Source organism: Bradyrhizobium sp. IC4059 (genome assembly GCF_020193615.1).
GTDB lineage: Bacteria > Pseudomonadota > Alphaproteobacteria > Rhizobiales > Xanthobacteraceae > Bradyrhizobium > Bradyrhizobium yuanmingense.
Map to the genome: position 1 here is coordinate 873,222 of NZ_JADYVH010000002.1, position 13,148 is coordinate 886,369.

Genomic DNA, 13,148 nt, shown 5'->3' on the forward strand with positions numbered 1-13,148 from the left:
CTGCACGCGAAGAGTTTCCACTGAGAACCACCCCCAGGTAGTTCCGTCGCGCTTGACCGCGTCCTATGTTGCGGCGGGGCAACGACTCCATTGGTACGGTACCCCGGCTCGCGGGCACGAGCAGGGCGCTAGAACGAACGGAATTTCACGGATGCATGGGGTGAAGCTCTTCACCGGAGCTGCGGTTTCGGTCCTGCTGCTGGCGCTTGCCGGGCCGACACCTGCCTTGGCGGATACGATCGAGGGCGCGCTGGTGCGCGCCTATCAGAACAACCCGCAGCTCAACGCACAGCGTGCCCAGGTGCGCTCGACTGACGAGGGCGTGCCTCAGGCCTTGTCGGGCTATCGCCCGAGGGTCAATCTGACAGCGACCGGTGGCTATTCATATCAAGATTTGCAGAGTGCCCCGGGGACCAACTCAGTCTACGGAACGAGGGTGCCTCGCAGCATTGGCGTGACGGCGACACAGACGCTCTACAATGGCAACCAGACCGCCAACCGGACCCGCGCGGCGGAGAGCCAGGTGTCCGGTACGCGTGAAGCGCTGCGCGGTATGGATCAGAGCGTACTGCTGAGCGCCGCGACGACCTACATGGACTATCTGCGGGATGCCGCCACGCTCGAAGTCCAGCGCAGCAACGTGCGCGTCCTCGAGCAGACACTGAAGCAGACCCGCGACCGCTTCAATGTCGGCGAAGTGACCCGCACCGACGTCGCCCAATCGGAAGCGCAACTGGCGGCCGGGAGGACCCAGGCGCTCACCGCTGAAGCGAATCTGACGACGACCCGCGCGAACTACCGTCGCATCATCGGCAACGAGCCGACGAACCTCGCGCCCGGCTCGCCTGTCGACCGGTTCCTGCCCACGACGCTTGCTTCGGCCATCGAGCTTGGCTTGATCGAGCATCCCAACGTGACGGCCGCCATGTACGGCATCGACGTCAATTATCTGCAGGTCAAGATCAATGAAGGAGCGTTGCTGCCGACACTTTCGGTTCAGGCAACGGCCCAGCGGGCCGACGAACAATCCTTGATTCAGATGCGTTCGTACACCGCATCGGCGATCGCGCAGCTCACCGTGCCGATCTATAATGGCGGTGGTGAATATTCGCTGATCCGCCAGTCCAAGGAGAACCTGGCGCAGCAGCGGCTCAACCTCGAAACGACTCGCGACCAGACCCGCGCGACCATTGTGCAATGGTGGGGCTCGCTGCAGGCCACCAAGGCGCAGGTGCAGTCGGCTCAGGCGCAGGTGACGGCGTCCGAGATCGCCCTGAACGGCGTCCGCGAGGAGGCCAAGGCCGGCCAGCGCACCACGCTGGACGTGCTCAATGCGCAGCAGGCGCTGGTGAACGCGCGCGTTGCGTTGGTGACCGCGCAGCACGATCGCGTGGTCGCATCGTATAACGTCCTCGCGGCGGTCGGGCGTCTATCGCCGCAGGTCCTCGGCCTTGCGACTACGACCTACGACCCCAGCGTTCACTATCATCAGGTGCGGGACAGCTGGGCGGGTGTGCGCACGCCTGACGGCCGCTGATTCCCGTAATCATCCGGTCGATCTCGCCAATAGCCGAGGTCGACCGGTGCTTTGCTTGCAATCGTCAAAATCCCTGACATAGCCTTGCCAAGATGATGCGGGTCGATTCGCCCGCGTTGATGTCGTGTGCGTAACGCTTCGGCGCCGGGGGCAGGGGCGCACCGCTGCGCGTCGAGCCGTGATCTGGGGACAAGTCGGGCTGCGGCGACGAAAATGGCGGACCCATCGTTGCGGAACCGGCCAATCCTGCCGTGCTTGGTGTAAAACAACGCATGCGAGGGCGTTGATGATGTGGAGTCGGAGATGACGCAGCCTGCAAAGGTCACAGAACCCTCGATGGAGGAGATTCTGGCCTCGATCCGGCGCATCATTGCCGACGACGAGGCAAAGCCCCCGCCGGCTGAGGCCGCCAAGCCCGAGAAGGCTGCTGCGCCCGCTGCGCCGCCGAAGCCGCAGGCGATGAACGACATTCCGCCATCCAAGGTCGCTCCGCCTAAACCCGCCGCCGAGAAGCCGGCACCGCCGCCGGCTGCAAAGCCGGCGCCGCCACCTGCGCCGGCGCCCGCGGCGGACGCATCCAACAGCCAGGACGATATCGACGCGTTGCTGGCGGATCTCGATGCGGCCACACCTACGCCGGAGGTCCGCGCGCCCGAGCCAGAGCCCGAGCCTGAGCCCGACGTGCTCGAACTGACCGACGACATGGCGATGGACCCGACGCCACCTCCGCCGCCGCCGACCTTCCGCAAGGTCGAGCCACGCGACGATCTCGAATTCGCCGAGCCGCCGCGTCCCGCCCCGTCGCCGTCCTACGCGCCGGTGGACTTCGACGCGCCGCCGCTGCCCCCGCAGCAGCCGATCCTCGCGCAATCGACGGTCTCCGCGGTCGAATCCGCCTTCAACTCCCTGGCCCATACGGTGCTCAGCAGCAATGCGCGGACGCTGGAGGACCTGGTCAAGGAGATGCTGCGGCCGATGCTGAAGTCCTGGCTCGACGACAACCTGCCCGGCCTCGTTGAACGCATCGTGAAGGCCGAAATCGAGCGGGTCTCGCGCGGCGGCCGCTGAGGGCGGCCGAAGGGCCCTCATAAAGCCCGGCTTGGGCGTCATATTCGGGCCCCGGACCGGGCTGGAAAGCGCTGTTGCCGCCTCGTTTTCCCTGGCCTTTTCGTTGACTTTTCGTTGACTTGGCCCCCTCGCGCGGCTTTCTAGCAGCCCCATGATCGAGAAAAATTACCAGCCCGCCGATATCGAAACCCGCATGTCCGTGGTGTGGGAGGACAGCCTTGCGTTCAAGGCTGGCCGGCCCGACCGCCGTGATGCCGTGCCCTTCACCATCGTGATCCCGCCGCCGAACGTGACGGGCTCGCTGCACATGGGCCACGCCCTCAACAACACGCTGCAGGACATCCTTTGCCGGTTCGAGCGCATGCGCGGCCGCGACGTGCTGTGGCAGCCCGGCACCGATCATGCCGGGATCGCCACCCAGATGGTGGTCGAGCGGCAGCTGATGGAGCGCCAGCAGCCCGGTCGCCGCGAGATGGGCCGCGAGAAGTTTCTGGAGCGGGTCTGGCAGTGGAAGGCCGAGAGTGGCGACACCATCATCAACCAGCTCAAGCGCCTCGGTGCGTCCTGCGACTGGTCGCGCGAGCGCTTCACGATGGACGAGGGCCTGTCGAAGGCCGTCGTCAAGGTCTTCGTCGAGCTGCACCGTGAGGGCCTGATCTACAAGGACAAGCGGCTGGTGAACTGGGACACCAAGCTGCTGACCGCGATCTCAGATCTCGAAGTGCAGCAGACGGAAGTGAAGGGCCACCTCTGGTATCTGCGCTATCCGATCGAGGGCAAGACGTTCAACCCCGAGGATCCCTCGAGCTTCATCGTGGTCGCCACCACGCGCCCCGAGACCATGCTCGGCGATACCGGCGTGGCCGTCCATCCGGAGGATGATCGCTACCAGAAGCTGATCGGCAAGAATGTCGTCCTGCCGCTGGTCGGCCGCAAGATCAAAATCGTCGCCGACGAGTATTCCGATCCCGAGAAGGGATCGGGCGCTGTGAAGGTGACGCCGGCGCACGACTTCAACGATTTCGAGGTCGGCAATCGCCACGGCTTGCGCCGGATCAGCGTGCTCGACAGGGAAGGCTGTCTCGATCTCCTCGACAACGAGGATTATCTGCGCGACCTGCCCGAAGGCGCTGCGCAATTCGCCGAGGAATTCCACAAGGTCGACCGCTTCGCTGCGCGCAAGCGCATCGTCGAGCGGCTGGAATCGTTCGGCTTCGTCGAACGGATCGAGCCGCACACCCACATGGTGCCGCACGGCGATCGTTCCAACAGCGTGATCGAGCCCTACCTAACCGACCAGTGGTACGTCGACGCCACGACGCTGGCGAGACCTGCGATCGCGGCGGTGCGTTCGGGCGAAACGACGTTCGTGCCGAAGAACTGGGAAAAGACCTATTACGAGTGGATGGAGAACATCCAGCCCTGGTGCATCTCGCGTCAGCTCTGGTGGGGCCATCAGATCCCGGCCTGGTACGGCCCTGACGGCAAGGTGTTCGTCGCCGAGACCGAGGAGGAGGCCATCAGCCACGCGCTCGGCTATTACGTCGAGCAGGAGGTCATTACGCCCGAGCAGGGCCGCGAGATGGCGCTCGACCGCAACAAGCGCGAAGGCTTCATCACGCGCGACGAGGACGTGCTCGACACCTGGTTCTCCTCGGCGCTGTGGCCGTTCTCGACGCTCGGCTGGCCCGACGAGACGCCCGAGGTGCAGCGCTATTATCCGACCAATGCGCTGGTGACCGGCTTCGACATCATCTTCTTCTGGGTCGCCCGCATGATGATGATGGGCCTGCACTTCATGAAGGAAGTACCGTTCTCGACCATCTACATCCACGCCCTCGTCCGCGACGAGAAGGGCGCCAAGATGTCGAAGTCGAAGGGCAACGTCATCGATCCCCTCCACCTGATCGACGAATACGGCGCCGACGCGCTGCGCTTCACCCTGGCCGCGATGGCGGCGCAGGGGCGCGACATCAAGCTCGCCACCAGCCGCGTCGAAGGCTACCGCAATTTCGCGACCAAGCTCTGGAACGCGTGCCGGTTCGCGGAGATGAACCACTGCGCCGTGCCTGATGGTTTCGAGCCGGCGAAGGCAAAGGAGACGCTGAACCGGTGGATCGCGCATGAGACCGCCCACACCACGCGCGAGGTGACCGAGGCGATCGAAGCTTATCGCTTCAACGATGCAGCCGGCAGCATCTATCGCTTCGTCTGGAACGTCTATTGTGACTGGTATGTCGAGCTCGCCAAGCCCGTGCTGCTCGGTCCGGACGGCCCCGCCAAGGACGAGACCCGCGCCATGGTCGCCTGGGCGCGCGACGAGATCCTGAAGCTGCTGCATCCCTTCATGCCCTTCATCACCGAAGAGCTGTGGGAGGTGACGGCAAAACGCGACGGCCTGCTCGCATTGGCGCCGTGGCCGCTGAAGCCGGTCGAGCCGACGCCGGAGCAGCTCGCGATGCTTGCGGCGACCACGGGACCGACCGATGCGCTCGTCTCGCCGGCCTGGGTGCTGCCGATCTTCGATCATGCCGACTTCACCGATCCGGCTGCCGAGGCCGAGATCGGCTGGGTCATCGACCTCGTCACGCAGATCCGCTCGGTGCGCGCCGAGATGAACATCGCGCCGGCAACGCTGACGCCGCTGGTGCTCGCAGGCGCTTCGGCCGAAACCAAGGAGCGCGCGCCGCGCTGGGCCGATGTCATCAAGCGTATGGCGCGGCTGTCGGACATCTCCTTCGCCGACCGCGCGCCCGACGGCGCTGTCCAGCTGCTGGTGCGCGGCGAGGTCGCCGCGCTGCCGCTCAAGGGCGTGATCGACGTCGCCGCCGAGCGCACGCGTCTCGACAAGGAGATCGGCAAGGCCGAGGCCGACATCAAGCGCGCCGAGTCGAAGCTGGCGAACGAGAAGTTCGTCGCCAACGCGGCCGAGGAGGTCGTCGAGGAGGAGCGCGAAAAGCGCGAGACGGCGCTGGCGCGCAAGGCCAAGCTGCTTGAGGCGATGGAGCGGCTGAAGCAGGCGTCTTAGAGCATGATCCGGAAAAGTGTGCAGCGGTTTTCCGGAAAGATCATGCTCAAACAATAACCTAAAGCGCGATGATGATTCATCGCGCTTTAGGCTTATTTCGGAAACGGCTTGCTCAAGAACTTCGAGCCCCTGACGCCGTAGCGCCAGGGCAGCTCGACCGCCTTGGTGATGCCGATGCGGATGCCGGTTGCGACCTCGACATCCTCGGTTCGCGCATGCAGCGCGATGGGAGGCCGGTCCAGCGGCAGGGCGTTGTGCGCGATGGTGATGCCGAGCGCCTCGGTCAGCTTGCCAGGGCCCGAGCACAGCGCACGCACCTCCTGCAGATGCCGGCGTCGGCGCATCGCAGCCAGGCCATGCGTCGGCTCCAGGGCACGGATCAACACGGCGCTGGCCGAGCCTTCCTCCTCGCAGACGAAGTTGACGCACCAATGAATGCCGTAGGAGCGGTAGACATAGGCAAAGCCTGGTGGGCCAAACATGACCTGGTTCCGCTGCGTCGGCCCGCGATAGGAGTGCGCCGCCGGGTCGGTATGGTGATAGGCCTCGACCTCGACGATGATCCCGCCGACGCCGTCGACGAGCATGGTGGCGCCGATCAGGTCGGGCGCGACCTCATGGACGCTGCGTCCGAAGAAGGCGCGCTTCAGGGGCTTGCCGAGCCGCGGTGGTGAAGCGTTCGAGATTGGAGCCATTCGAGGTGAGTATCGCCTGAGAACAGAGCAAGATATTGCCCATATCTGCCATGTTCCCTGAAGCGGGGCGAGCCGGGTTGCGATGCCAGGCCAGACCGACTAGGTAGGACCTGAACAGACCGGACACCCCATGGTCGTTATTGTCGATACCATCTCGAACCCGCTGCGCCCGCGCCACCCCGAAAAGGTGAATCGGCCCGATTCCGCTTCGCCGCCGAAGCCGGACTGGATCCGCGTGCGCGCGCCGAACACCCGCGGCTATGCCGATACCCGCAACATCGTGCGCGCCAACGGCCTGCATACGGTGTGCGAGGAAGCGGGCTGCCCGAACATCGGCGAGTGCTGGGACAAGAAGCACGCGACCTTCATGATCATGGGTGACACCTGCACCCGGGCCTGCGCCTTCTGCAACGTCAAGACCGGCCTGCCCAATGCACTGGACGCGGCCGAGCCGCAGCACGTTGCCGAGGCCGTGGCCAAGCTCGGCCTGGCCCACGTCGTCATCACCTCGGTCGACCGCGACGACCTCACTGACGGCGGTGCCGAGCATTTCGCTCGGACTATCCGCGCGATCAGGGCCGCGTGTCCCTCGACCACGATCGAGATCCTGACGCCCGACTTCCTGCGCAAGGAGGGGGCGCTCGAAATCGTCGTCGCGGCGAAGCCCGATGTCTTCAACCACAATCTCGAGACGGTGCCGTCGCGTTATCTCACGGTCCGGCCCGGCGCGCGCTACTTCCATTCGATCCGGCTGCTGCAGCGGGTCAAGGAGCTCGATCCCACCATCTTCACCAAGTCCGGCATCATGGTCGGCCTCGGCGAAGAGCGCCACGAGGTGCAGCAGGTGATGGACGATCTACGCTCGGCCGACGTCGACTTCCTGACCATCGGACAATATCTGCAACCGACCCGCAAGCATCACGCGGTGATGCGCTACGTGCCGCCGGACGAGTTCTCGTCCTTCGAAAAGATCGCCTACACCAAGGGCTTCCTGATGGTGTCGGCAAGCCCGCTCACCCGCTCGTCGCATCATGCCGGCGAGGATTTCGCGAGACTGAAGGCTGCGCGGGCAGCTCACGCCCGCTGACGTACCATGCATCGAGTTTCGAGCAAGCACCGTGTCAACCACAGCGCGTCCGAGATGTTTGATCTGGTCGCCGATGTCGAGCGCTACCCGGAATTCGTGCCGCTGTGCAGCGCGCTGAAGGTGCGCCAGCGCATGGCGAAACCCGACGGCACCGAGGTGCTGGTCGCCGACATGACGGTGTCGTTCAAGCTGGTCAAGGAATCCTTCACCAGCCGCGTGACGCTCGACCGCGCCAATCTGAAGATCCTGGTCGAATATCTGCAAGGTCCGTTCAGGAATCTGGAAAACCGTTGGACGTTCGAGCCCAAGGGCGAGGGCGTCTGCGACGTCGGCTTCTTCCTCGCCTACGAATTCAAGAGCCGCATGCTGGCGATGCTGATGGGCTCGATGTTCGATGCCGCCTTCGCGCGGTTCTCGACCGCGTTCGAGAAACGGGCGGACGCGATCTACGGCCGGCCGAAGCTGGCGTCGACGTAGTCGCGATCAGCACTGCTCTCTCCACCGTCATTGCGAGCGCAGCGAAGCAATCCAGGGTGTCTCCGCGGAGGGATTCTAGATTGCTTCGCTGCGCTCGCAATGACAATGGAGCGGCGGGCGTGCCCCTCCCAATCCAACATCGCTCCGTGTTCCCCATCAGCATCCACCGGGATCATTTCGCATCGCGGCGCGTTCTCAACCGACTGACCGGGTTGGAGCCGCCATGACCATCAACTTCGACACGTTGAAAGCATCGCTTGTCCTGTATGGCCTGAACGCGATCTACGCGGTCCTGCTGCTCGCGGTCGGCTGGTATCTGTCCGGCGCGATGCAGCGCTTCGTCACGCGCGTTCTCAGCGTGACGCATCGCGTCGACCCGCTGGTGACGCTGTTCGTGGGCAGCCTTGCGCGTTATGGCGTGCTCGCGGTCGTCGGCATCGCCGTGCTGCAGCTGTTCGGCATCCAGACGGCGAGCCTCGTTGCCGTGCTGGGTGCGACCTCGCTCGCCATTGGTCTTGCCTTGCAGGGCACGCTGTCCAATCTCGCCGCCGGCGTGATGCTGCTCTTGTTCCGGCCATTTCACATCGGCGACGATGTCGAGGTCGCCGGCAAGGCGGGCAAGGTGAGGTCGCTGTCGCTGTTCATGACCGAGCTGGTCGCGCCCGACAACACGCAGATCCTGTTGCCGAACGGACAGGTCTGGGGCGCGGCCATCATCAACCACAGCGCCTATCCTGGCACGGGCGAGATCAAGGTGACGTTTCCGGTCCCCGCCGGCGCCGTTCCGGCGCTGGCCGATCGCATCCTGAAGGAGCTTCGCAAGGATTCCCGCATCGACGATCAGGCGCAACCTGCCGTCTCCGTCAGCAAGGTCCTCGATGTCGCCAATCCCGCCGCGCCGATCCTGGAATTGACGGTTAGCGCCAAGGCGAAACCGTCTGAAGCTGGCGCGGTCAAGCAGTGCGTGCTCGATCATGCGAGCGCGCTGCTTGCCACGGCCGCCTGAGGCGTTCTATCCCCGCGGCGGACGTGGCGGCCTGCGTTTCACCACATGCCGGCGCGGTGAGCGCGTCACACGCGGGCGCAGGCGGCTGGCGGCGGTGCGCTGCGGCTTGGCCGCGACTTGCGGGCCGCGGGCCAGATCCATCAGCATGCGCAGCGCCTCGACCACGGAGCGGGCGCGCACCGCGCTGCGGCCGATGGCGCCGAAGCGGTGCTCGCGGTGGATGATGCGGCCGTCGCGGGCGGCGGCGGCGAAGTGCACGAGACCGACCGGCTTGCCGGGCGTGGCGCCGCCCGGGCCGGCGATGCCGGTGATGGCGACCGCGAGATCGACATCGGCGCGCTCAAGCGCACCGATTGCCATTGCGGTCGCGGTCTCCTTGCTTACGGCGCCGAAATTGGCCAACGTGCTCGCCTCGACGCCAAGCATCGCGCGCTTGGCCTCGTTGGAATAGGTGACGAAGCCGCGGTCGATGACATCGGACGAGCCCGGGATGTCAGTCAGTGCGCCCGCGACGAGACCGCCGGTGCAGGATTCGGCCGTTGCGATCGTCAGCTTGCGCATCCGGCACAGATCGAGCAGCGAGCGGGAGAGGGCGCGTGCGTCGCTGCCGCCCATGGCCTAGACGCCCCAGGGAAGGCGGATGGTGGCGCTCGCGGTGGCCGCGATGCCTTCCTCGCGGCCGGTGAAGCCGAGCCGCTCGCTGGTGGTCGCCTTCACTGCGATGCGCGAGATGTCGACGCCGGAGATCTCGGCGATGCGCGCGCGCATGGTGTCGCGCAACGGGCCGATCTTCGGTCGCTCGCAGATCAGCGTCACCTCGAGGTTGGCGACGCGGCCGCCGCGCGCTGCGACGCGCTCGATGGCATATTTCAGGAACTGGTCGGAGGAGGCGCCCTTCCACTTCGCATCGCTCGGCGGGAAGTGCGAGCCGATGTCGCCGTCGGCGAGAGCGCCGAGAATGGCGTCGACCAGCGCATGCAGGCCGACATCGCCGTCGGAATGAGCCAGGAAACCCTTGGTGTGCGGCACGCGCACGCCGCAGATCATGACATGGTCGCCTTCGCCGAAGGCGTGCACGTCGTAGCCGGTGCCGGTCCTGATGTCGCCGAGCTGGGCGGCCAGGCGCGCTTCCTCGCGCACGAAATCCTCGGGAGTTGTGAGCTTCATGTTGGCAACATCGCCTTCAAAGGTTGCAACCGTCAATCCCGCCCATTCGGCAATCGCGGCATCGTCGGTGAAATCCGAGCGTCCATCCCTTGCCGCACGACGATGCGCCTCGAGGATGACGTCGAAACGAAAGGATTGCGGCGTCTGTGCGATCCGCAAGGAAGCGCGCTCCGGCGTGGCCTCGACGTTGCCGCCTTCGCCGGTGACCTTGATGGTGTCGGTGACGGCAACGGTGGGGATCGCAGCGCCGGTGCGGCTCGCCGCCTCGATCGCGCGCGAGATCACGCCTTCCGAGACGAAGGGGCGCGCGGCGTCGTGGATCAGCACGATGTCCGGATTGTGCTTGGCCAGCGCTTCGAGGCCGGCGAGCACCGAAGCCTGCCGCGTCGCGCCGCCATTGGTCGGTGGCTCGTGCCTGAGCCCTGCGACCGCTGCGGTGAACATGGCGCTGTCGTCGGGGTTCACCACCGGCTGCACCGCGAACACCTCAGTGTGACCGCTGAAGGCTTCCATGGCGCGGCGGATCACGGGCACGCCGCCGATCTCGCGATATTGCTTCGGCCCGCCGGCGCCGGCGCGCAGTCCACGCCCGGCTGCGACGAGGACGACCGCGGTGCGCTGTGATTTCGCCATAGGACTCAAATACTCAATTGCTAATGAAAGAGCAGGGGTGATTTGCCGGCATGCCTCTAGCACGGCAGGCCCGCAAAAAAAGGGGGTTTCCCCGGATTGTGGGAAACAGCATTTTGCTGCACTGCACTTGAAAGATCTACAGAACTGTCTAAACTGTAGGCATGACGCTTGACTGCACAAGAATTGTGCGCAAGATAGATCATGGCAGGCGCGATGAGGCCCTGCCCAGTCAACGGGACCCCTGTGACCGGCTCGGCAGTATCAGGCTCTAAGCCGTTGAAAATAGGCGATATTGAAGTCGCCACCCCGGTCTGCCTGGCGCCGATGTCGGGTGTGACTGACTCGCCCGTCCGCCGGCTGGCCGCCGAGCTTGGGGCTGGTCTCGTTGTGTCTGAAATGACCGCGAGCGATGAGCTCGCCAATGGCCACCGGATGTCCCGGTTGCGCTGCGAAGCCACTGGCATCGGCCCGCATGTGGTCCAGCTCGCCGGCTGCGAGATGCATTGGATGGCCGAAGGCGCCCGGATCGCCGAAGCGGAAGGCGCCGATATCATCGACATCAACATGGGCTGTCCCGCCCGACACGTCACCGGCGGCCAGTCCGGCTCGGCCTTGATGCGCGACCTCGACCATGCCGTCAGCCTGATCGAAGCGACGATCGCGGCGGTGAAGGTGCCGGTGACGCTGAAGATGCGCCTCGGTTGGGACGACCGCAGCCGCAACGCGCCGGAGCTGGCGCGACGTGCCGAGGCCGCCGGAATCAAGCTCGTCACCGTGCACGGCCGCACCCGCTGCCAGTTCTACAAGGGCGAGGCCGATTGGGATGCGATCCGCGCCGTGCGCGAGGCCACCTCCCTTCCGCTCGTCGTCAACGGCGACATCACCTCCTACGAAAAGGCGCTGGCGGCATTGGACGCCTCGGGCGCCGACGCCGTGATGATCGGCCGCGGCGCGCAGGGCCAGCCCTGGCTGCCGGGCCAGATCGGCCGCCGTCTGAACGGCGGGGCCGAGGAAGCCGTGCCCTCGCTCCAGACGCAGCTGCATTATGTCCGCACGCTCTATGACGGCGTTTGTGCGCTCTATGGCCTGCGCATCGGACTGAGGCACGCCCGCAAGCATCTGGGCTGGGCGCTCGACGTCGCAGCGCAGGCGAGCCGTGCGCCGGCCGAGAAGCTGAAATCCTGGCGGCAGAAGATCCTGGTCTCGGAGGATCCGCGCCTCGTTCACGATGCACTGCAAGACGCCTTCGACGACTTCGCATGGAGCGCTGCTGCATGAGTTCAGCCGCTGAACATCGTCGGCCGCTTCAGTCCGACAGCGACGCAATCCTGGATGCTTTGCCCAACCCCGTGCTCATGATCGGGCCCGACGGCAAGATCGTCGCCGCCAACATCGCCACCGAGGCCTTCTTCGAGATCTCCACGCAATTCCTGAAGCGGCAGTCGCTAAAGGAGCTGGTGCCGTTCGGCAGCCCGTTGCTGGCGCTGATCGACCAAGTGCGCTCCTCGAACGCGCCGGTCAACGAATACAAGGTCGATCTCGGCACGCCGCGCATGGGCGGCGACCGCCAGGTCGACCTGCACGTGGCTCCACTCACCGAGCGGCCCGGCCATATCGTCGTGATGCTGCAGGAGCGCACCATCGCCGACAAGATGGATCGGCAGCTCACCCATCGCAGCGCAGCGCGCTCGGTGATAGCGCTAGCAGCAATGCTCGCGCATGAAATCAAGAATCCGCTTTCGGGCATTCGCGGCGCAGCGCAGCTGCTCGAGCAGCAGGCCTCGTCCGAGGACCGCATGCTGACGCGGCTGATCTGCGACGAGGCCGACCGCATCGTGACGCTGGTCGACCGCATGGAGGTGTTCGGCGACGAGCGCCCCGTGGTGCGCGGCCCCGTCAACATCCATTCGGTGCTCGATCACGTCAAGCGGCTGGCGCAGTCGGGCTTTGCCCGCAACATCCGCTTCGTCGAGGATTACGATCCCTCGCTGCCGCCGGTGCTGGCGAACCAGGACCAGCTGATCCAGGTGTTCCTCAATCTCGTGAAGAACGCCGCCGAAGCGCTGATCGACGTGCCCGATGCCGAGATTCAGCTCACCACCGCGTTCCGACCCGGTGTGCGCCTGTCAGTCCCCGGTCAAAAATCGCGGGTATCCCTTCCGCTCGAATTCTGCGTGAAGGACAACGGACCCGGCGTGCCCGACGATCTTCTGCCCAACCTGTTCGATCCCTTCGTGACCACCAAGCAGACCGGCTCGGGTCTCGGCCTTGCGCTGGTCGCCAAGATCGTCGGCGATCACGGGGGCATCATCGAATGCGAATCTCAGCCGCGCAAGACCACCTTCCGCGTGCTGATGCCGATGTATTCCACATCGGTCAAACACGCCGATCAAAGCAGTCGCGACGGCTCTGCCGGGAAGTCGTCGCCTGCGTCACAGGGGGCAAAATGA

At 65.4% G+C, this 13,148-nt stretch carries 11 protein-coding genes; 8 read left to right on the forward strand and 3 right to left on the reverse strand.

Annotation, left to right across the window (positions count from 1 at the left end; all coding sequences use genetic code 11):
- Positions 1-151 precede the first annotated feature (151 nt).
- The 3 genes from I6F12_RS10165 to I6F12_RS10175 all read left to right on the forward strand — a co-directional run bounded on the left by I6F12_RS10165 (position 152) and on the right by I6F12_RS10175 (position 5,633).
- Positions 152-1,537, forward strand: a complete 1,386-nt coding sequence (locus tag I6F12_RS10165; protein ID WP_036028011.1) for a TolC family outer membrane protein — start codon at positions 152-154, stop codon at positions 1,535-1,537.
- Between the two features lie 303 nt (positions 1,538-1,840).
- Positions 1,841-2,605: a DUF2497 domain-containing protein gene (locus I6F12_RS10170; protein WP_225156097.1), complete on the forward strand. Its 765-nt coding sequence runs from the start codon at positions 1,841-1,843 to the stop codon at positions 2,603-2,605.
- 151 nt (positions 2,606-2,756) lie between these two features.
- Positions 2,757-5,633, forward strand: coding sequence for a valine--tRNA ligase (locus I6F12_RS10175; RefSeq protein WP_225156098.1), 2,877 nt, complete (start codon positions 2,757-2,759; stop codon positions 5,631-5,633).
- A 92-nt stretch (positions 5,634-5,725) separates the two neighbouring features.
- On the opposite strand, the gene I6F12_RS10180 is transcribed toward I6F12_RS10175, so the two are convergent.
- Positions 5,726-6,328 (reverse strand): DNA-3-methyladenine glycosylase, encoded by a 603-nt coding sequence (locus I6F12_RS10180; protein ID WP_036028025.1) that lies wholly within the window; start codon positions 6,326-6,328, stop codon positions 5,726-5,728.
- Positions 6,329-6,458: 130 nt separating this feature from the next.
- Between I6F12_RS10180 and lipA the strand changes: the two genes are divergently transcribed.
- From lipA to I6F12_RS10195, 3 genes are all read left to right on the forward strand, one after another.
- Positions 6,459-7,415, forward strand: coding sequence for a lipoyl synthase (lipA, locus tag I6F12_RS10185; RefSeq protein ID WP_035999382.1), 957 nt, complete (start codon positions 6,459-6,461; stop codon positions 7,413-7,415).
- A 6-nt stretch (positions 7,416-7,421) separates the two neighbouring features.
- Positions 7,422-7,892, forward strand: coding sequence for a type II toxin-antitoxin system RatA family toxin (locus I6F12_RS10190; protein ID WP_027542754.1), 471 nt, complete (start codon positions 7,422-7,424; stop codon positions 7,890-7,892).
- Between the two features lie 223 nt (positions 7,893-8,115).
- Positions 8,116-8,898 (forward strand): mechanosensitive ion channel domain-containing protein, encoded by a 783-nt coding sequence (locus I6F12_RS10195; protein WP_050996038.1) that lies wholly within the window; start codon positions 8,116-8,118, stop codon positions 8,896-8,898.
- Between the two features lie 6 nt (positions 8,899-8,904).
- On the opposite strand, the gene I6F12_RS10200 is transcribed toward I6F12_RS10195, so the two are convergent.
- Positions 8,905-9,513, reverse strand: a complete 609-nt coding sequence (locus I6F12_RS10200) for a CinA family protein (RefSeq protein WP_035999375.1) — start codon at positions 9,511-9,513, stop codon at positions 8,905-8,907.
- 3 nt (positions 9,514-9,516) lie between these two features.
- Positions 9,517-10,698, reverse strand: coding sequence for a bifunctional 2-C-methyl-D-erythritol 4-phosphate cytidylyltransferase/2-C-methyl-D-erythritol 2,4-cyclodiphosphate synthase (locus I6F12_RS10205; RefSeq protein WP_225156099.1), 1,182 nt, complete (start codon positions 10,696-10,698; stop codon positions 9,517-9,519).
- Between the two features lie 276 nt (positions 10,699-10,974).
- On the opposite strand from I6F12_RS10205, the gene dusB reads away from it, so the two are divergent.
- Together dusB and I6F12_RS10215 are read left to right on the forward strand one after the other, a co-directional pair.
- Positions 10,975-11,976: a tRNA dihydrouridine synthase DusB gene (gene dusB / locus I6F12_RS10210; RefSeq protein WP_225156100.1), complete on the forward strand. Its 1,002-nt coding sequence runs from the start codon at positions 10,975-10,977 to the stop codon at positions 11,974-11,976.
- Entirely contained in the window at positions 11,973-13,148 is a 1,176-nt protein-coding gene (locus tag I6F12_RS10215; RefSeq protein ID WP_035999469.1) for a nitrogen regulation protein NR(II), read from the forward strand. Before dusB ends, I6F12_RS10215 begins: the two co-directional genes overlap by 4 nt.